18 protein-coding genes are annotated in these 18,497 nt (G+C 71.2%); 10 read left to right on the forward strand and 8 right to left on the reverse strand.

What is annotated here, in order from left to right; all coding sequences use genetic code 11:
- From ABZX75_RS30280 to ABZX75_RS30290, 3 genes are all read right to left on the reverse strand, one after another.
- Nucleotides 1-683 (reverse strand): cbb3-type cytochrome c oxidase subunit I (locus tag ABZX75_RS30280; RefSeq protein WP_355416101.1); only part of this gene is annotated, 683 nt, incomplete at its 3' end.
- A 221-nt stretch (nucleotides 684-904) separates the two neighbouring features.
- Entirely contained in the window at nucleotides 905-1,744 is an 840-nt protein-coding gene (locus tag ABZX75_RS30285; RefSeq protein WP_355416103.1) for a methyltransferase domain-containing protein, read from the reverse strand.
- A 315-nt stretch (nucleotides 1,745-2,059) separates the two neighbouring features.
- A complete protein-coding gene (locus tag ABZX75_RS30290; protein ID WP_355416189.1) occupies nucleotides 2,060-3,538 on the reverse strand; it encodes an aminopeptidase P family protein in 1,479 nt (492 codons plus the stop codon).
- 517 nt (nucleotides 3,539-4,055) lie between these two features.
- Here ABZX75_RS30290 and ABZX75_RS30295 point away from each other — a divergent pair.
- The 7 genes from ABZX75_RS30295 (at nucleotide 4,056) to ABZX75_RS30325 (ending at nucleotide 11,193) form a co-directional block, all read left to right on the forward strand.
- The gene (locus ABZX75_RS30295) at nucleotides 4,056-5,216 is read left to right on the forward strand and encodes an MFS transporter (RefSeq protein ID WP_355416105.1); all 1,161 of its coding nucleotides are present in this window, start codon (nucleotides 4,056-4,058) and stop codon (nucleotides 5,214-5,216) included.
- 16 nt (nucleotides 5,217-5,232) lie between these two features.
- Complete coding sequence (locus ABZX75_RS30300) at nucleotides 5,233-6,099, forward strand: cupin-like domain-containing protein (RefSeq protein ID WP_355416107.1); 867 nt, start codon at nucleotides 5,233-5,235, stop codon at nucleotides 6,097-6,099.
- Complete coding sequence (locus ABZX75_RS30305) at nucleotides 6,096-7,370, forward strand: aminotransferase class I/II-fold pyridoxal phosphate-dependent enzyme (RefSeq protein WP_355416109.1); 1,275 nt, start codon at nucleotides 6,096-6,098, stop codon at nucleotides 7,368-7,370. The genes ABZX75_RS30300 and ABZX75_RS30305 overlap by 4 nt, the downstream gene beginning before the upstream one ends.
- On the forward strand, nucleotides 7,367-8,260 hold the full coding sequence (locus ABZX75_RS30310) for an aldolase/citrate lyase family protein (RefSeq protein WP_355416111.1): 894 nt from the start codon (nucleotides 7,367-7,369) through the stop codon (nucleotides 8,258-8,260). The genes ABZX75_RS30305 and ABZX75_RS30310 overlap by 4 nt, the downstream gene beginning before the upstream one ends.
- A 61-nt stretch (nucleotides 8,261-8,321) precedes the next feature.
- The gene (locus tag ABZX75_RS30315) at nucleotides 8,322-9,200 is read left to right on the forward strand and encodes an acetaldehyde dehydrogenase (acetylating) (RefSeq protein WP_355416191.1); all 879 of its coding nucleotides are present in this window, start codon (nucleotides 8,322-8,324) and stop codon (nucleotides 9,198-9,200) included.
- Complete coding sequence (gene dmpG, locus ABZX75_RS30320; protein ID WP_355416113.1) at nucleotides 9,197-10,216, forward strand: 4-hydroxy-2-oxovalerate aldolase; 1,020 nt, start codon at nucleotides 9,197-9,199, stop codon at nucleotides 10,214-10,216. Before ABZX75_RS30315 ends, dmpG begins: the two co-directional genes overlap by 4 nt.
- Entirely contained in the window at nucleotides 10,213-11,193 is a 981-nt protein-coding gene (locus ABZX75_RS30325; protein ID WP_355416115.1) for an ornithine cyclodeaminase family protein, read from the forward strand. The genes dmpG and ABZX75_RS30325 overlap by 4 nt, the downstream gene beginning before the upstream one ends.
- Nucleotide 11,194: 1 nt before the next feature.
- Here ABZX75_RS30325 and ABZX75_RS30330 read toward each other — a convergent pair whose 3' ends face one another.
- Nucleotides 11,195-11,686 carry a MaoC family dehydratase gene (locus ABZX75_RS30330; RefSeq protein ID WP_355416117.1) on the reverse strand — a complete coding sequence of 164 codons (492 nt, stop codon included), beginning with the start codon at nucleotides 11,684-11,686 and terminating at the stop codon, nucleotides 11,195-11,197.
- Nucleotides 11,687-11,766: 80 nt separating this feature from the next.
- Here ABZX75_RS30330 and ABZX75_RS30335 point away from each other — a divergent pair, with 80 nt between their 5' ends.
- Nucleotides 11,767-13,131, forward strand: a complete 1,365-nt coding sequence (locus ABZX75_RS30335) for a hypothetical protein (protein ID WP_355416119.1) — start codon at nucleotides 11,767-11,769, stop codon at nucleotides 13,129-13,131.
- A 70-nt stretch (nucleotides 13,132-13,201) separates the two neighbouring features.
- Here the strand turns inward: ABZX75_RS30335 and ABZX75_RS30340 are convergent, their stop codons facing one another.
- Both ABZX75_RS30340 and ABZX75_RS30345 read right to left on the reverse strand, forming a co-directional pair.
- Nucleotides 13,202-13,780, reverse strand: coding sequence for a hypothetical protein (locus ABZX75_RS30340; protein ID WP_355416121.1), 579 nt, complete (start codon nucleotides 13,778-13,780; stop codon nucleotides 13,202-13,204).
- Between the two features lie 158 nt (nucleotides 13,781-13,938).
- Complete coding sequence (locus tag ABZX75_RS30345; RefSeq protein ID WP_355416123.1) at nucleotides 13,939-15,825, reverse strand: glycoside hydrolase family 15 protein; 1,887 nt, start codon at nucleotides 15,823-15,825, stop codon at nucleotides 13,939-13,941.
- Nucleotides 15,826-15,933: 108 nt separating this feature from the next.
- Between ABZX75_RS30345 and ABZX75_RS30350 the strand changes: the two genes are divergently transcribed.
- On the forward strand, nucleotides 15,934-16,209 hold the full coding sequence (locus tag ABZX75_RS30350; protein WP_355416125.1) for a DUF3072 domain-containing protein: 276 nt from the start codon (nucleotides 15,934-15,936) through the stop codon (nucleotides 16,207-16,209).
- 138 nt (nucleotides 16,210-16,347) lie between these two features.
- Nucleotides 16,348-17,490, forward strand: a complete 1,143-nt coding sequence (locus ABZX75_RS30355) for a site-2 protease family protein (RefSeq protein WP_355416127.1) — start codon at nucleotides 16,348-16,350, stop codon at nucleotides 17,488-17,490.
- A gap of 44 nt (nucleotides 17,491-17,534) precedes the next feature.
- Here the strand turns inward: ABZX75_RS30355 and ABZX75_RS30360 are convergent, their stop codons facing one another.
- Both ABZX75_RS30360 and ABZX75_RS30365 read right to left on the reverse strand, forming a co-directional pair.
- On the reverse strand, nucleotides 17,535-17,900 hold the full coding sequence (locus tag ABZX75_RS30360; protein ID WP_355416129.1) for a hypothetical protein: 366 nt from the start codon (nucleotides 17,898-17,900) through the stop codon (nucleotides 17,535-17,537).
- A gap of 129 nt (nucleotides 17,901-18,029) precedes the next feature.
- Nucleotides 18,030-18,413 (reverse strand): hypothetical protein, encoded by a 384-nt coding sequence (locus ABZX75_RS30365; protein ID WP_355416131.1) that lies wholly within the window; start codon nucleotides 18,411-18,413, stop codon nucleotides 18,030-18,032.
- Nucleotides 18,414-18,497: the final 84 nt, after the last annotated feature.

Below are 18,497 nucleotides of genomic sequence, written 5' to 3' on the forward strand. Positions count from 1 at the left end.
AGCACCAGCAGCGCCGCCGCGAGCACCGGGAACGCGAAGAGGACCAGCACCGAGGTGAGCAGGATGTTCCACGTGAAGATCGGCATCCGGAACATGGTCATACCGGGTCCGCGCAGGCAGATGATCGTGGTGATGAAGTTGACCGCGCCGAGGATCGTCCCGAAGCCCGCCAAGGCCAGACCCATGATCCACATGTCGCCGCCCACGAACGGCGTGCGTTCGACACTGCTGAGCGGCGTGTAGGCCGTCCACCCGAAGTCGGCCGTGCCCTGCGGCGTGGCCAGGCCCGCGACCACGATCAGACCGCCGAACAGGAAGAGCCAGAACGACAGCATGTTCAGACGCGGAAAGGCGACGTCCGGTGCGCCGATCTGCAACGGCATGATCGCGTTGGCGAAACCGGCGAACGTCGGCGTCGCGAAGAGCAGCAGCATGATGGTGCCGTGCAGCGTGAACGTCTGGTTGTACTGCTCGTTGGAGATCAGCTGAAGCCCCGGGCGGGCCAGCTCCGCCCGGAGCAGGAGAGCCAGGACCCCGCCGAACATGAAGAACGCGAACGACGCGATCAGGTACAGGTGCCCGATCTTCTTGTGGTCGGTCGTCGTGATCCAGGAGACCAGCACACTCCCCCACCCGCGTCCCCGCACGGGGATGGGGGTCACAGGTTCAGTCGACGTCACCATGTACGGTCCCTTGTGCGAAGCCCGGTGGATAAAGGAGCAGGACTCTTCCAGACGGCCCTCGCCCCCTCCTGTCTACCTCCGGCCCTGCGGGAAACCCGGTCACCCCGCGGTCGCGTACGGGTGATCTCTCGTGCGGCACCCCGGCGGGCGCGCGATCTGCCGGGCTCCGCCCCGGCGCGCTCTCACGGGACCAGGGTGTCCGGGGTCCGCGGGACGCACCGTCACCTCGACGGCCGGTCGGCGGCGATGACGTAGTAGTCGAGAAGGCCCTGCCGGTAGGCGCGGAGGAAGTTACGGGGCCAGGTGCCCGGCTTCCACAGGCGCGCCAGCCAGCGGTCCCAGCCCTGCCAGACGTCCGGTCCGATGGAGGCGGCGCGCACATGGGTGAGCCCGGCCCGGGTGAGGGCGTCCGTGAGGTGGGCGACGGGGCGGGCGATGTCCAGCCCGCTGGCGTAGGAGTCGAGCAGTCCCGCGAGCCGGTCGGCCCGGTCGGGGGCGTTGTCGACGGTGAAGAAGCTGGTGATCACCGCGCGGCCTCCGGGCCGCAGCACCCGCGCCGTTTCCCGGGCGAACGCCGTGAGGTCCGGGAAGTGCTGGGCCGCCTCGACGCTGTACAGGCAGTCGAACTCCTCGTCGCCGAAGGGCAGGTCCTCGGCCGCGCCCTGGACGAAGGCGAGCCGCTCCGGCCGCACGCCCAGCAGGCGGGCGTTGGCCTGCCGGGCCCGCTGGAGCTGTTGCGGGTGGATGTCCATGCCGGTGATGTGCGCGGGCCCGTACTCCTCCAGGGCGAGCGCGCAGCCGATGCCCAGCCCGCAGCCGACTTCGAGTACTCGGCGGCCCTCGACGGCGACGGCGGTGTCGAGGACGTGCCGGTAGAGGTCCTGCTGGCTGCGGACGCGGTCGTCCTCCGAAAGGGGTCCGTCGAGGTCGATACCGCGCCAGTAGCCGAAGTTGATGAACCCGCCGGCGAAGACGGGCACCGCGCTGAGGTCGTCGGGACCGTACGTCTTCTCCACCGCGGGCCGCATGGTCTGGACGGGCCTACGAGCTTCGCTTGCCAACGCGCCACCTCCCTGGATACCGGGCGCCTTGCTGCCGGTGGCACAAGTCTGGACCCACCAGGGCGGGTTGTGGCCCGTCTCCCGGAACCGTTCATGAGATCGGCCGAGCGCGCGTCCGGGTCCGGGTATGCGGCGACGGCACCGTGCCGGTGGTGACCGAGGAGGTCCGGCAGACGCTCCGGGTGCCGGACGCGGCCCGACCGCGGTCTGTGCGGCACCACGCCCCAGGGGGCGCGCCACGGCGCCGTCCCCCGGCTGCGGCGAGGCGGCGCCGGTCGTGAGCCGCGCGGTGATGAGCAGGGCCCCGGCGGGGTGTCAGGCGCTCAGGTCTGCCATCCAGGCCTCGATCTCGTCCGCCTGCCGGGGCAGGGCGACCGAGAGGTTCTCGTTGCCGTCCTCGGTGACGAGGATGTCGTCCTCGATCCGGACGCCGATGCCGCGGTACTCCTCGGGCACGGTCAGATCGTCCGCCTGGAAGTACAGCCCCGGCTCGACGGTGAGCACGATGCCGGGTTCCAGCGTGCCGTCGGCGTACAGCTCAGTGCGGGCCGCGGCGCAGTCGTGGACGTCGAGGCCGAGCATGTGGCCGGTGCCGTGCATGGTCCAGCGGCGGTGCAGACCGAGTTCGAGGACCCTCTCCACCGTCAGGTCGCCCAGCAGACCCCAGGAGACCAGGTGCTCGGCGAGCACCCGCTGGGCGGCTTCGTGGAAGTCGCGGTATCCGGCGCCGGGCTTGACGGCGGCGATGCCGGCCGTCTGTGCCTCGTACACCGCGTCGTAGATCTTGCGCTGGAGCGGGGTGAAGCGGCCGTTGACGGGCAGGGTGCGGGTGACGTCGGCGGTGTAGAGGTTGCGGGTCTCCACGCCGGCGTCGAGCAGCAGCAGCTCGCCGGAGCGTACGGCGCCGTCGTTGCGCACCCAGTGGATGGTGGTGGCGTGCGGGCCGGCGGCGGCGATCGTGCTGTAGCCGACGGTGTTGCCCTCGACGCGGGCACGCAGGAAGAAGGTGCCCTCGATGTACCGCTCCGAGGTGGCCTGCGCCTTGTCGAGGGAACGGACGACGTCCTCGAAGCCGCGGGCGGTGGCCTCGCAGGCGAAGCGCAGGTCGGCGATCTCGAAGTCGTCCTTGATCCGGCGCATTTCGGAGAGGAAGACCCGGAACTCCTCGTCGCGCTCGGCGGTCACCTTGTCGTGCAGGGCGGCCTCGATGCCGGCGTCGTGGCCCCGCAGCACGCGGACCGGGCCGGTGGCCTCCTTGAGCTTGTCCGCCAGCTTGCGGATGTCCTCGCAGGGCAGGCCGAGGAGCCTTTGGTTCTCGGTCAGGCTGTTGCGCCGGCCGTCCCACAGTTCGCCCCGGCCGGACAGCCAGAACTCCCCGTTCTCGCGGTCGGAGCGGGGCAGCAGGTACGCGGTGGCCCGGTGGCCGCCGTCCTCCCCGGGCTCCATGACCAGCACGCCGTCCTCGGTCTGGTCGCCGGTCAGGTAGACGTAGTCGGAGGAGGGCCGGAAGGGGTAATCCGTGTCGTTGGCGCGGACCTTCAGATTGCCGGCGGGGATCACCAGGCGCTCGCCCGGGAAGCGGGCGGAGAGCTCGGTGCGGCGGCGGGCGGTGTGCGCCGCCTGCGGGATGGGCTCCAGGTCGTGCCGCTCGGTGTCGTCCCAGCCCTGCTTCATGTTCTCGGCGAGCTCGTCGCTCACGCCCCGCTCCAAGCCGTTCTTCCGCTGCTTTATGGTCTCGGCCTGCTCGCCCTCGGTGGTCTCCGGGGCCTGGAGCTCCTGGCTCTCGGACGTCAGCTCGGTCACGCCTGCCTCCTGAATCGATCGGTCACGCCTGCCTCCTGAATCGCATGCGGCCGGCAGCCATCGTAGGGGTGGACCAGTCCGGGGCGGGTCCCGGTTTCCGCGCGGCGCCGGCGCGATGCCGTACGTCAACTGCCGCGCCGTTACGGAAGATCCGGGCCGCCGCGGATCTCGTCCACGCTGCCGAGTGACCCTGGCAGACGGCGCACAGGCCCGCATCATACGTTTGTCTGAAATCCAGCGCGCCGTTTACGCCATCTGTCCATGGGGTCGGCCAGATCGGCTCAACTAGGTTCGCCTTCACAGTCAGCCCTCAACCAGCCTTGCAATGTGCGAGGTTGGACCCGTTGACCTCGCCTCGGCCAGTCAAGTGGCGGCGAAAACTGGCACGTTGGCGTCTTATACAGGGGGGAGCGTCGTGTCCGAAGCTGCGTCGGGGGCGAATTCCGGACTCGGTTCCTACCTGCGAGTGCTGCGAAGGCCGGGCGCCGCTTCGCTTGCGTTCTGGGGCATGATCGGCCGGTTCCCGATCGCGATGCGGTCCATCGCCTGCCTGATGATGATCTCCGCGGTCACCGGGTCACTGGCGGACGCGGGCACGGTGGCGGCCGCGATGCTGATCTCGCAGGGGGTGGCCAGCCCGGTGTTCGGGCGGTTGGCCGACCGGCTCAGCCAGCGGCGGGTACTGCTCTTCGCCTGCCTCGGTCATGTCGTGGGGATGACGCTGCTGCTGGTGGCGATCGTGCTCAGGGCCCCGCTGTGGTTGATGGTCATCGCGGCCGTGGCCACCGGGTGCACCTCGGTCTCGTTCACCTCGTTCATGCGTGCGCGGTGGGCGGCGATGATCGACCAGGGAGCGCTGCGGACGGCCTACGCCATGGAGTCCATGCTGGACGACACGATCTTTCTGCTCGGGCCGCTGCTGGTCACCGTGTTGGCATCGTCGGTGCACCCGGCCGCGGGCCTGATCGTCTGCGTCTCCTTGACCACCATCGGCTCCGTCGCCGTCGCGCTGCACCGCCGGTCCGAGCCGGCGCACGAGCCGGCCCCGGGCCAGGTCCCCAAGCGGGCGATCACAGTGCCCGGCGTGTGGGTGCTGATGATCGCCTACGCCGGGATGGGCTTCCAGTTCGGCGCGGTCGACGTCACGATGATCGCGTTCGCCCAGGAGCGGTCGACACCCGGGTTCGCCGGCGTACTGCTGTCGCTGATCGCGGTGGGCAGTCTGATCGCAGGCCTGATCTACGGTGCGGTGGACTGGCGGCTCCCGCAGGCACGGCTGCTCGCGATCACCACCTGCCTGCTGACGCTCGGCGCGCTTCCCCTGGCCTACGCCGACTCCCCCCTCGTGATGGCCCTGTGCGCCGTCCTCGCGGGAATCGCGATCTCCCCGGCGCTGATCGCGGGCAGCACGCTGCTGGAGTCACTGGCCCCGAAGGGCTCCCTCTCGGAGGCCTTCTCCTGGCTCACCAGTTGCGGCGCCCTCGGCATCGCCTCGGGCACGGCCGTGGGCGGGCTGTTGGCAGACCTGGACAGTTCCGCGCTGGCGGCGTGGGCGGGAGTCGGCGGCGGGGTCGTCGCCCTCGTACTGAGCCTCGCGGGACAGCCGGCGTTGCGGAGGAGCAAGACGGATCCGGAACCGGCTTCGGAAATGGCGGCATCGGAACAATGACAAAGAGGTCAGGATTGTGAGCACTCAGCAGCCCGTGTCCGAGCACGACCGTCTCGGGGGCCTGCCGGTTCCCCGCATCTCGTTCGACGAGTTCACGGCCTTCGGGCCGCAGGCCCTCATCCGGGCCGACGTCCCGGTGGTGATCACCCTGCCGCGGGGCACCGAGGGGCTCGGCAGGAAGGGCGTGGCCGAGCGCCTCGGGGACATGACGGTGACCCTGTTCACCGAGCCGAGCAACAAGCAGAACGCGCGGCGGTGGACCACCAAGGAGATACCGCTCCGCGAGTTCTTCGAGGAAGACCGGTACCAGAGCGACCCCGGTACCTGGAACCGGATCGTGTCGAACATCCGAAACAACCCCGCCGACGTCAACGCGATCCTCGGCTTCGACGCCGGGAAGCTGTTCGACTACCGGCGCTCGATGAACGCGGCCAACCTCTGGATCAGCCACCGCGGCGTGTTCACCCAGAGCCACTTCGACGAGCTGGAGAACTTCAACATCGCCCTGGAGGGCCGCAAGCGGTTCGTCCTGGCGCCCCCGGGGTTCTGGGAGTACTACCCGAGGTCGCTGAAGCAGGGCTTCGGTGACAAGTCGCAGGTCTTCGACTTCGACGACGTGGACTGGCGTCGCTACCCGAAGCTCGCTTCCAAGCTGGCCCAGCGCCGGGAACTGATCCTGGAGCCGGGACAGATGCTCTACCTGCCGCTCGGCTGGTGGCATCAGGCCGAGTCGCTGGACGAGATGAACATCAACATGAACTTCTGGCTGCGCGATCCGAAGATCCTGCGCAGGCCGTACGTGCTGGGCGTGGCGCTCTACACGGCCGCGTACCGAAAGCTCAAGGGTGTCTACAACTACGAGCCCGTAGAGGCGGCGTCATGACCGACCGCAAGACCATCACTCCGACCCACCGGTACCGCAACAACGACACGTTGATCGGCATCGGGAACGAGTTCTGGGACATGTCGGAGCGCAACGGGCTGGCCGGCATCGTGGCCGACTACAGCGGGGGCGTCCTGCGTACCGGCGCGGGACATGAATTCATCGACGCGGACCACGAGTTCATCAACTTCAGCTGCTGCTCGTACCTGGACCTCGACTCCCACCCCAAGGTCGTCGAGGGCGGCATCGACGCGCTGCGGCGCTACGGCGTACTGGACCACTGCATCGCCCGCAGCCGGGTGCAGATACCCGCCATGCTGGAGCTGGAGACGTCCCTGGGCGAACTGTTCGGCGCCCACGTCGTCTGTTCCATCGCCGCGAGCACCGCGACCTTCGGCCTCCTTCCGCTGATCGCCTCCGGCCATCTGGGCAATGGCACCCGTCCGCTGATGATCTTCGACAAGAACGCCCACGTGTCGATGGCCCATCTCAAGCCCGTCTGCGCCGACGAGACCGAGGTCGTCACCTCCCCGCACCACGACCTGGACTTCATCGAGGACGCCTGCAAGAAGTACGCCCGCGTCGCCTATGTCTGCGACGGCAGCGACAGCCTGGGCGGATACGCGCCGGTCAAGGAGCTGGCGGAGTTGCAGGACAAGTACGGCCTGCTCGTCTACTACGACGACTCCCACTCCCTGTCGGCATACGGGGAACGCGGTGTCGGCTACGTCCGCTCGCACAGCCCGGTGCTGGACGAGCGCACCATCGTGGTGATGACCCTGAACAAGGCGTTCGGCACCAGCGGAGCGGCGATCGTGCTCGACGGGTACGAGAAGGAGACGCTGCGCATCATCGAGCGCTTCGGCGGCGCCCTGAACTACTCGCAGCTCCTGAACACCCCGGCGGTCGGCGCCGGCCTCGCCTCGGCGGAGATCCACCGGACCGCCGAACTGACGACGCTGCAGAATCGGCTCTACGGCAACATCGCGCTCTTCGACTCGCTCATCCGGACCGACCAGACGGGGAACACCTTCCCGATCCGGCTCGTGCCGATGAGCGACTCGACGGTGATCGAGGCGGGCCGCCGGGTCTTCGAGGCCGGTTTCTACGTCTCCCCCGTGTTCTTCCCGATCGTCGCGCGCGGTACGGCGGGACTGCGCGTCATGATGCGCGCCGGCCAGACCCAGGACCAGATCCGCAGGCTGTGCGCGGTGCTCGCCGAAGTGGGCGCCCCGAAGGCAGCCCCGCTGCCGCCGGAGGCAGCCAGATGAGGGGCACCGCCCGGGCGATCCCGCGCAGCATCCTGTACACGCCCGCGCTGTCCCTGGAGCGGGTCGTCAAAGCCTGGTCCTACGACGCGGACGTGCACCTGATCGACCTGGAGGACGCCGTCCCGCCGGCCGGGAAGGCCGCGGCGCGGATGGTGTGCCGGGCGGCGCTGGAGAAGGCGCCGGAGCCCGCGAACCTCGCCGTACGCGTCAACGAGCTCGGCACCGTCGAGGCGGTGCACGACCTGGTGATGCTCACCGGGTCCCCCGTGCGACCGGGCTTCCTCGTGATGACGATGGTGAAGTCCGCGGTCGAGGTGACGCTGATGCGCGACATCCTCGCCTCGGCCGGGGCCCACCCGGAGATCTACGTGACCGTGGAGACCGTCGAGGCCATCACCGGCATCGACGCGATCGCCGCGGCCGCGGACGGGCTGCTCCTCGGCTCGGCGGACCTGGCCGCCACCCTGGGCATCGAGATCACCTGGTCGGGGCTGCTCTCCGCCCGGCAGGCGATGGCCCTGGCCGCCGCCCGGCACGGCGCCGCCTGCATCGACACCGCCAACTTCCGGCTCTCCGAGCCGCGGGTGCTGGCGCAGGAGATCGAGCGGGTGCGCGAACTGGGCTTCCACGGCAAGGCGGCCGTGCACCCCGGCGAGCTCGACGCGATCAACCGGGCCCTGCGGCCTCGGCCGGACGGCCTGCGGCTGGCGCGCCGGGTCACCGAAGCCGTACGGGAGGCGGACGGCGGGATCGCGGTCCTCGACGGGAACATGGTCGGCCCGCCCTTCGCCCGGCTGGCCCGCACCACGGTGGCCCTCGGGGACGCCTGGTCGGGACGGTTCGGCCCGGACCGCGCCGACCGTGAGGAGGCGGGCCGTGCCCCTCACTGAGCGCGGGGCCATCGCCCGGAACGGGTCCGGCGCCGGTTCGGACACCGCCCGGCCCATCTCCATCTCCGTCGCCGTCATCGGCACCGGGGCCATCGGCCAGGACCTGGTCAGCAAGATCCACCGCTCCCCCGTACTGGAATGCGCGCTGGTGGCCGGGCGCAACCCGGACTCCGCGGGCCTGCGGTACGCCGCGTCGCTCGGCTACCCGACCACCGCGGGCGGCATCGACGCGCTCCTCGCGGCCCCGAGCCCCTTCGCCGTGGTCTTCGACGCCACCAACGCGATGTCGCACGCCGAGCACTGGCGGTTGCTCCGCCCGCTGGACACGCTGCTGATCGACCTGACCCCCAGCCGGGTCGGGCAGATGGTCGTGCCGACCGTGACCGGGACGCACCCCCCGGCCGAGCGCAACGTCAGCCTGATCAGCTGCGGCGGGCAGGCGTCGAGCCCGATCGCGCACGCGCTCGCCCGCCGGTTCGAGGTGGAGTACATCGAGGTCGTCTCCACCGTGGCCGGCAGCATCGCCGGCCGGGCGACGCGGCTCAACCTCGACGAGTACGTCGCGACCACCCGGCACGCCATAGCCACCTTCTCCGGTGTGGCCGACACCAAGGCGATCCTCAACATCAGCCCGGCCGTGCCCCCGGCGATCTTCCGGACGGCCGTCCACGCGATCGTCCCGGGGGCGACCGCCGAGGCGGTACGCGCCGTCGTCGCCGACGCGGCCCGGCAGGTACGGGCGTTCGCGCCGGGTTACGAGGTCGTCGCGTGCACGGTGACCGGAGACCGGGTGGTCGTCTCCCTGGAGGTCATCGCTGACAGCGACGTGCTGCCCCGGTACGCCGGGAACCTGGACATCATCAACTCAGCGGCCATCTTGGTCGCCGAGCAGCACGCGGCCCGGCTCGCCCCGGCCGCCGGGACGGGAGTGCGCCCATGAGTGCCGTGGTGATCCACGATCCCACGCTGCGTGACGGTCAGCACGCGGTACGGCACCAGCTCGGTGTCGCCGCGCTGCGCGGGTACGCGGAGGCGGCCGACGCGGCCGGGATCCCGGTGGTGGAGGTGGGCCACGGCAACGGGCTGGGCGCCTCCTCCCTCCAGGTGGGCCGGGCCGCCGTCAGCGACGACCTGATGCTGTCGACCGTGCGGGAAGCCCTGCGGCACAGCCGGATGGGTGTGTTCATGCTGCCCGGCTGGGGCACCTGCGACGACTTGCGGAAGGCCATCGCGCACGGCGCCGACGTGATCCGCATCGGAGTGCACTGCACCGAGACCTCGCTGGCCGAGCGCCACCTCGACTTCCTTCGCGAGGCGGGCGCGGACGCGCACTGCGTGCTGATGATGAGTCACATGGCAACCCCCGCAGAGCTGGCGGAACACGCCGCGCTCGTCGTCGGGTACGGGGCGCGGGCGGTCGGCATCATGGACTCCGCCGGCCACTTCCTGCCCCGGGACGTCAGCGAGCGGATCGGCGCGATCGCCGGGGCGGTCGGGCCTCTCGGCGTTCCCGTGATCTTCCACGGCCACAACAACCTCGGCATGGCCGTGGCGAACTCCGTGGCCGCCGCCGCGGCCGGGGCCGGGATCATCGACGGCTGCGCGCGCGGCTTCGGCGCCGGGGCGGGCAACACCCAGCTGGAGGTGCTGGTGCCGGTGCTGGAGCGCAGCGGGTTCGAGACCGGCATCGATCTGTACGCCCTGCTCGACGCCGCCGAGTTCGCCGAGCGGGAGCTCATGCCCGCGCCGCCGGTCACCGGCTCGCTGAGCATCGTCAGTGGCCTGGCCGGGGTGTTCTCCGGGTTCAAGCACCAGGTGCTCGATCTGTCCGGGCGCGCCGGGGTCGACCCGCGCGACGTGTTCTTCGAGCTCGGCAGGCGACAGGCCATCGCCGGGCAGGAGGACCTGATCACCGACGTCGTGGCCGAGCTGAGCACCCGGAAGGCCGCCGTATGACCGGGCCGTTGAACATCCCCGCCCGGGACATGGCGGGCACGGACCGGCTGGTGCGGGTGATCGACGCGCTGGCCGAGGTCTTCGGCGACCTGTCGGCGGGCCGGACGCAGTCGCCGCCCCGGACGGTCGTCCAGCACGGCCGGCGGCGGGAGTTGCTGGCCGCAGCGGCGGTCTGGGAGCGGCGCGGCGTGGGCAGCGTCAAGATCACCACGCTCACCCCGGACAACCCGGCCCGCGGGCTGCCGCTGATCCACGGCGTGGTCGTGCTGACCGACCTGGAGACCGGACGGATCACGGCACTGCTCGACGGCGCCGAACTGACCGCCGTCCGCACCGGCGCCGTCGCGGGCCTGGCGACCCGCTGGTGCACGCCCGAGGACGCCGAGGACCTGGCCGTCATCGGCGCCGGGGTGCAGGCCCGTGCGCTGGTGCGGGCCGTGTCCGCCGTCCGCCCCATCCGCTCGGTCCGGGTGTTCTCCCGTACCCGGGCCCGTACCGAGGTCTTCGCGCAGTGGATCCGCGACACCGCGGGCGACCCGGGCCGACCGGGCCGGCCGGTCGACGTCACGGTGTGCCCCACGGCGAAGGCAGCCGTCACCGACGCCGCCGTCATCTGCACGACGACTTCGACCAGCGGCCGGATCCCGCTGGTGGCGGCCGACTGGGTGGCGCCGGGGGCCCACCTCAACGTGATCGGCGGGACCCACGAGGACGCCATCGAGGTCGACCCGGCGCTGCTGGCGTCCGCGTTCGTCGTCGTGGAGGAACGGGCCGCCGCGGTGGAGGAGGCGGGCGAGGTGCGGGCCGCGCTGGCCGGCGGGCTGATCGGCAAGGACGAGCTGCACGAACTGGGGGAACTCGTGAACGGGACGACGGCGCCGGACGGCCGGACCTCGGTGTTCCGCTGCGTGGGAATGGCCATCGAGGACACGGCCGCCGCGGCCGCGCTCTACGAGGCCGCGAGCGCCGCCGGGTGATTCACCGCGCCTCGCGGCAGCGGACCATGAAGGACCGCTCGAACACGATGACGGTCTCGCCGGTCGCCTTCGTGCCGGTCGTCTCCACCGTGATGATTCCTTGCCCCGGCCGGGACTTGGACAGCCGCTTGTCGAGGATCCGGCTCGTCGCGTACAGCGTGTCCCCGACGAACACCGGGTCCTTCAGGCGGACCTTGTCCCAGCCGAGGTTGGCCACCGCCCGCGCGGACAGGGCCTGCACGGTCATGCCGCCGACCAGGCACAGGGTGATCCCGCTGTTGACCAGTACCTGCCCGTACTCGGCGCCTTCGCCGTAGTGCCGGTCGAAGTGCAGCGGGTGCTGGTTCATGGTCAGCAGGGTCAGCCAGGTGTTGTCGGTCTCCGAGATGGTCCGGCCCGGCCAGTGCCGGATCACCATGCCGGGCTCGAAGTCCTCGTAGTCCCCGCCGTGCTCTTCGACGTACTCGTTGTCCTTGACGTGGCGCAGCGTCATGCGTCGTTCTCCCCTGTGCGGTGGCCCATGACCGATCTCAGACACAGTCTCCCGTGCGACGCGGAGAGGAAGGAAGGCGGATGAGCATGCTCCAGGACGTCGGTACGCAAGGGGCCTCGGGGCACCCGTGGTTCGGCAGTCTGAGGCTGGCGCCGGCCCCGGCGCCCGCGGGCACGATACGGGAGATGCTGCGCACCGGGATGCGCGACATCGGCTGGCCGCACCAGTCGACGCTGCCCGCGGCGCCGATCGCGTTGCCGCACGCGTCCTACGCCGAGCTGTTCCGGGTGTCCGCGGCCCTGGTGGACCTCGTGCGCCGCACCGCGCTGGAGAGCGCGCCGACCACGGCGGGGCGCCTGGCGGCGTACAAGATGCCGCTGAGCGAGCACCGGCTGTTCGTGGACGACCAGTTCGTCGAGGAGCGGTACGCCGACTGCGTGACCCGCCCGGACGTCGTGATCGGCCCGAGCGGGCCGCAGTTCCTGGAGTTCAACGTCAGCGGGGCGCTCGGCGGGTCGGTGGAGGTGCACTCCCGACTGGAGGTGTGGCGCGAGCTCTACGCCGACGGCCTGGGCCGGGTGCCGTTCTTCTCGCAGGACCCCTTCGCCGTCCGTACCGAGATGTTCCGGGACCTGTGCGCCGAGCTGGGGGCGCCGCCGCGGGTGGCCCTGCTGGGCAGCGCCCGCGACCAGGGCGGGTTCACCCGGTACTTCGACATGCAGGCTGACTACCTCAACAGCCACGGGCTGACCGCGCGCTTCTTCGAGCCGGAGGATCTGCACGAGGCCTGGGACTGCCCGCCGCACTTGCGCTACCCGCTGGGGCTGCGGGACTTCACCATCCCGGACTGGGCCGAGCTCGGCATCGACACCGCGCCGGTGCAGGCCGCGCTGGACCACGGCTGCCTGCTGGTGGGCACACAGACCTCCACGTTCCTGTCCAGCAAGCTGACCATGGGGATGCTGTCGGAGGGCCGGCCGTGGATGAGCGCGGCCGAACGGGCCCTGGTCGACCGGTATCTGCCCTGGACCCGGATCGTCTCCCACCGGTGGACGAACCGGGGTGGGCGGAAGGTCGACCTCGTCCGCCACGCGGTGGCCAACCGGGAGTCGCTGGTCCTCAAGGAGAGCATCGGGATGAGCGGCAAGCAGGTCGTCATCGGCCGCGAGACGGCCCAGGCGGACTGGGAGGCGGCCGTGGCCGCGGCCGCGGAGACGGGCACCAGTGTGGTGCAGGAGTTCGTGGAGCCGCGTACCTGCAGACTGGCGGTGATCACTGACGGGTCGGACGAGGCACACGACGCCGATGTGGCCCCGGTGTTCGGGCCGCTGCTGTTCGGCGGGCGCCCCGCGGGCCTCTTCTCCCGTTTCTTCGGCGACGGCACCACGGGCATCGTCAGCATTCTCGGCACCGGCAGCTCCGACGACTGCGTGGTCGCCGTCTAGCCTCGTGAAGGCCTGAGGACGTGGGCCGTTGCGGACGGTCGCGTACACGTGCACCGGGTCGGCCGGCCCCCTACTGGTCCGGGGCGCGCCTGCGCAGGGCGATCGTCGTGCTGAGGGCGAGCAGGCCCACGGCGCACAGAGCGGCTCTCCACGGCCTGGTCTCGCCCTCCGCGGCCGGGGACACCCGGCGCTCGGGGTCGTAGGCCACCCGCACGTCCTCGCCCACGGCGGCAAGGGCCCGGTCGTCCTTGAGATCGGTGGGGTAGCCGCCCGGGCAGCGCAGCACGAGACGGTACAAGGTCTTCTCGGGAGCGCCCTCCCCGAAGGAATACTGGGTCTTGGTGTGGACCTCGCGTACGACACAGGTGGCGACCTCGCCGCGCGCCGCCGCCTGGTCCACGGCCGCCACGGTCAGCAGCAGCCCCAAGCCGAGGAGCAGCCCCCCGAAGAAACCGCCACTGCCGCCGGCGAGAACGAAGTACGCCACGCAGGCCCCCGCGATCAGGACCGCCCCGCCCACCACGGCGACCACGCCCGACGGCGGCGAAGAGCTCGCGAAGCACCAGTGGGCCCAGCCGGACACGGCCGCCGCGGCCACGAGCGGCACGGCCCCGGCGAACCGTCGCCCCTGCGGGTCCCTCTCTGCCACCAACACCACCCCGGCAACAGAGACGCCCGCGGGCCCACCCCGGTTTCCGGCCTGCCCCCGGTTCCCTGAGGGGACCGGTCTCGGCCGTAGGGGGCCGCGTTTCCCTTCTGTCGGCTTGCGCCCGTTGGCCTCTTCGGGGCAGGGGTGCTCTCATCCCCTCAGCCGAACCACGCGTGGGTCGAGAGTTCGGGGCGTATTCCCCGCTCGATGCGGCCCAGGACGACGGCTGAGGAGATCAGGCCGACATGGCTCAGGCCCTGGGGGAAGTTGCCGAGGAAGATGTGGTCGCCGGGTTGGATCTGCTCGGGCAGGAGGCCCGTGGGGCCGGCGTAGGAGCACAGTCGCTCGAAGAGCAGGTTGGCCTCCTCGACGCGCCCTTGGCCGGCCAGGTTGTCCACGAGCCAGAAGCTGCACAGCAGGAAGGCGCCTTCGGGTCCCCCGATGCCGTCGGGAGAGACCTGGGGCAGATACCGGTAGAGCAGGCCGCCGCCGGCGTCCAACCGCTCGGCGATGGCCCGGCAGGTCGCGGCCATCCTGGGGTGGTCGGCCGCCAGGACACGTCGGAGCGGCAGGGCGAGGAGGGAGGCGTCGAGACCGCCGCCCGGGCCGAGATGTTCGGTCAGCGCCTCCTGTTCCGGGTCCCAGGCATCGGTCAGGATGCGGTCGGTGATGTGCTGCGCTTGGCGTTCCCATACGTCGGGCCGGCCCGGCAGCGACAGGCGGCGGGCCAGTCGCGCGGCGCGGTGGAGGGCCACCTGGCACATGGCCGCCGAGTAGGTGAAGGGCCTGGGCGCCGCCCGCACTTCCCAGATGCCGTGGTCCGGTCGGGCCCAGGCCGAGCCGGCCCGCTCGGTCAGAGCACACAGCCGCTCCCACAGGGCGGGCGAAAGGGTGCCGCCGGTGGCCGCCCATTGGAAGGCGCAGTCCAGGATCTCGCCGTAGGCGTCGTGCTGGACCTGTTCGGAGGCGGCATTGCCCCAGCGCACCGGCGCCGAGCGGCGGTAGCCCTCCAGCAGCGGGTCCGTGATCTCGGCCGGAGGCGGCAGGCCGTCGATGTCGTAGACGACCCTGGGGCCGCCCGAGGAGTGCACGGCATCCAGGACCCAGGTGACGAAGCCCCCGGCTTCCACCGGCAGGCCGATCCGGCGCAGGGCGAAGACGGCGTAGGCGGCGTCGCGTATCCAGGCGTAGCGGTAGTCCCAATTCCTGTTTCCGCCGATCCGCTCGGGCAGTGACGAGGTCGCCGCCGCGACGATCGCGCCGTTCGCGACGTTGTCGAGCATCTTCAGCGTGATGGCCGATCGCCGGACGAGGGCCTGCTGCGGGACGTCGTCGTGCAAATGCTCCGTCCATCGGCGCCATGCGCGCACCGTCTCCAGGAAAGGGTCACTCGCCGCCGTCAGGGGTCCGGGCACCGTGTCGTCGTCCCCCCGAAGTGAGCCGTTCCACTGGAGTGAGTCGTTCCACTGAAGCGAAACGTGGAAGCGCTCTCCCTCGGAGAGGCTCAGCGTTCCCGCCGGCCCGGGCAGCGGTCGCGAGGACCGCAGCGTCACCGTCACGCCCTGGAGCGGGCAGGTGAGCCGCACGCCCAGCGGATCGCCGCCCGCGCGGACGGTGGCCCCGCCGCGCGGCTGGAGGGTCGCCCTCAGTTCCACCTTGCCCCGCACGACCTCGACCTGGCGCAGGAACGTTCCCGTCCCCGCAGGGGCGTCCTCCTCCAGGACCGCCCCCGGCCGGAGGAGGAAGGCGTCGGTCACCTTCACCGCGCCCTCGGCCGACCGCATGTCGGTCACCAGCACACCCGTGTCCGGAACGTAGTGCTGGCGGGCCTCCCGGAGGCCGTCCGGGGCGAGGACCATCTCGCCGCCCCGGTTGCGGTCGAGCAGGGCGCAGACCAGCGGCGGCGAGTCGAATCGAGGCAGGCACAAGAAGCCCACCGAGCCGTCGAGCCCCACCACGGCGCAGGCGGAACCGTCGCCGACGAGGCTGTGGTCCTCGATCGGCAAGTACCCCTGCCGGTAGGACAGCGGCCGCCACTCGCTCATGCCCTCCGTCTACCCGGCGTGCCTCCCCCGACTCGGGCGGGCGCCCGCCGGGAACGGCAGGCCCGTGGCTGGAGGAGACCTGCGGCGAAAAGTGGGTAGCCGGACAGCATGAGCGAGCAGAACCCGAGCAAGAGCGAGCAGAACCCGAGCAAGGACGTGGAGGACTGGGTGACCGGCGACGAGCCGGCCACCGGCCCGCAGCTGAGTTACCTGCACACCCTGGCGAGGGAAGCGAGCGAAGAGGTTCCGCGGGATCTGACCAAAGCCGAGGCATCGAGGATGATCGACCGCCTGCGGAAGGCATCGCCTCGGACGGCCGGTTCCCCCGGTTCCGCAGACCCCGCCGGGAAGGGTGGCGACGCCACGGACGACACCGGGCGGTAGGGCGTGAACGCCTCGTCTCCTCTGTCCTCGTAGAGGCCCGCGCCCTCACCGCGCTGTGCGTACGGGGGCCGCCACCGCCCAGAGGAATCCCGGCTGACCGTGTGGTCCGTACGGGAGTGAAGCGAGTGGAGGCGCGCCGTGAGGGAGACGTTCACGCTGGGCCGGATTGCCGGAGTGCGGGTGGCGGTGAACTGGAGCGTCATCGTCATCTTTCTCCTGGTTGCTCTCGCCCTGGCCCAGGGCCGGCTGCCGTTCGCCTACCCGGGGCACCCGACGGCCGTGTACTGGGCGCTGGGCATGGCGGCCGCAGTGGTCTTCGTGGCTTCCCTGCTGGCCCACGAGCTGGCCCACGCCGTGGTGGCCCGCCACCACGGCGTCGAGGTCGAGGACCTGACCCTGTGGATGCTCGGTGGCGTGGCCCGGCTGAAGAGTGAGGCCCCCACCCCCCGGGCGGAGGTGCGCATCGCCGGAGTCGGCCCGCTGACCAGTGCCGTGCTCGGCATCCTGTTCGGGCTCCTGGCCGCCGGCCTCGGGCTGCTGACGGGTCCCGGCCTGGTGGTCGAGGTCCTCGTCTGGCTCGCCGGGATGAACATCCTGCTGGCACTGTTCAACAGCATTCCCGCCGCGCCGCTCGACGGCGGGAGGCTGCTGCGGGCATTCGTGTGGAAACGTACCGGGGACCCCGTGCGGGCGGCCGTGGTGGCCGCCGCCGCCGGCCGCGGTTTCGGATGGGTCCTGGTCTTCTACGGCTTCGTCTCGATGCTGGTCACGGGCACCCTGTCCGGGCTGTGGCTGGCACTGGTCGGCGGATTCATGATCGCCGCCGCCACCGCGGAGGGCCAGCAGGCACAGCTGCGCGGGGCGCTCGCCGGTGTGTCGGTCCGCCAGCTCATGAGCGAGGATCCGGTGACCGTACCCGCGGGCCTGACGATCGAGGAGTTCCTCGCGCGGGCCCCCTTCGGCCACTACCGCCACACGGCCTTCCCCGTCGTGGCGGCGGACGGGGCACCGGTGGGGCTGGTGACGGCCGCCAGGATCGACCGGGTGCCGCGGGACCAGCGGCACAGCGTCACCATCGGCGAGGTGATGTGCCCGCTCGACGGGGTGGCCATCGCCTCTCCCGGCGAGTCCGTCAGCGACGTGCTGCCGCGCCTGGCGTCCGCCGAGGAACGCCGGGTCCTCGTCCTCGACCCCGTCGGCGGAGGTCTCGTAGGCATCGTCTCGGACTCCGACGTCAACCGCGCCCTCGCATGGCTCGCCGCCACCCGGCCGCGCGAGTGAGTCCGACGGCTCCGCCCGGGACCCGGGGCCGGGGCGGCGCTGCGTCATACGAGGCTGTGCGGTACCCGGCGCTCCAGGGCGCGCAGTGCCTCCTGCGGGTGCGGATCCGACACCGCCAGGCGGCTGAAGGCCGCCGGGGCGCCCAGTTCGACGCACAGCACCGGTGCGTCGGCGCGGACGGCCACGAAGTCCTTCACCTCCCCCAGATGCCGGACACCGACGCATCGCCGCGCGGGGATCCAGACCCCTCTGCCGCATGAACCCCGCAGCGCACGCCACCAGTCGGGCTGGATGTACACCCGGCGCAGGGCATGGAGCGGGACCCGCACCTCGCGGCGGCGCGCGAGGAGTTTCTCCCACCAGGACAGGCGCACGACGATGGAGGTTTCCTGCACCACTACCCGTGCCATGGCCGGGCTCCTTCGACAGGGAGGCTTCACGAGGCGGGGGAAGCTTCAAGGGGAGGCTCCAAGAGGCGGTCACGGGGCCGCCGGTACGGACCGGGGTGAGGATGCCGCACGTCTGCGCCCGCGCCCGCGTCAGCCGCGCAGACGGCGCAGGAACCGGCGCAGTCGTCGGAGCAGTTGTCGAACCAGTCGTCGAAGAGACCTCCGGGGCAGCCGCCGTCGGCTCTCGTGCGTCTTCCAGGGCACCTCGGGCATGAGGAAGCGTCGGTAGCGGGCGTCGGGGGTCACCAGCGAGCAGAAGGGGGTGTCACCCATGTCCTCGACGAGGATGGTGAGGGGCTGCGGCGGGTCGGTGGGGAGCTCCGCGTGCAGGAGCGTGCCGTTCCTTTCGGGCTTACGTCGGTAGGCCACCACTTTGCCGTCGACCAGGACCTCGATCTCGTGCCCGGGCCATTCGAGGAGAACCGTGACGGAGTGGCCCTCCAGATCCACGTGGAAGCGATGTGTACGGGCCATGGCCGGCCTCCGGGACCGCGTAAACGTCGCTCTCCCAGACTATCGACGGTCCCGTGCACCCGGTAGCGACACCGGACGGGGGCG

Source organism: Streptomyces sp. NPDC003038, from assembly GCF_040611115.1.
Classification (GTDB): Bacteria; Actinomycetota; Actinomycetes; order Streptomycetales; family Streptomycetaceae; genus Streptomyces.

Coding starts and splice junctions, on each gene's coding strand:
- ABZX75_RS30305 (WP_355416109.1), top strand. CDS start 6,096: ATGACCGACCGCAAGACCATCACTCCGACCCACCGGTACCGCAACAAC.
- ABZX75_RS30345 (WP_355416123.1), bottom strand. CDS start 15,825: ATGAGCGAGTGGCGGCCGCTGTCCTACCGGCAGGGGTACTTGCCGATC.
- ABZX75_RS30295 (WP_355416105.1), top strand. CDS start 4,056: ATGATCGGCCGGTTCCCGATCGCGATGCGGTCCATCGCCTGCCTGATG.
- ABZX75_RS30310 (WP_355416111.1), top strand. CDS start 7,367: ATGAGGGGCACCGCCCGGGCGATCCCGCGCAGCATCCTGTACACGCCC.
- ABZX75_RS30360 (WP_355416129.1), bottom strand. CDS start 17,900: ATGGCACGGGTAGTGGTGCAGGAAACCTCCATCGTCGTGCGCCTGTCC.
- ABZX75_RS30350 (WP_355416125.1), top strand. CDS start 15,934: ATGAGCGAGCAGAACCCGAGCAAGAGCGAGCAGAACCCGAGCAAGGAC.
- ABZX75_RS30325 (WP_355416115.1), top strand. CDS start 10,213: ATGACCGGGCCGTTGAACATCCCCGCCCGGGACATGGCGGGCACGGAC.
- ABZX75_RS30330 (WP_355416117.1), bottom strand. CDS start 11,686: ATGACGCTGCGCCACGTCAAGGACAACGAGTACGTCGAAGAGCACGGC.
- ABZX75_RS30335 (WP_355416119.1), top strand. CDS start 11,767: ATGAGCATGCTCCAGGACGTCGGTACGCAAGGGGCCTCGGGGCACCCG.
- ABZX75_RS30365 (WP_355416131.1), bottom strand. CDS start 18,413: ATGGCCCGTACACATCGCTTCCACGTGGATCTGGAGGGCCACTCCGTC.
- dmpG (WP_355416113.1), top strand. CDS start 9,197: ATGAGTGCCGTGGTGATCCACGATCCCACGCTGCGTGACGGTCAGCAC.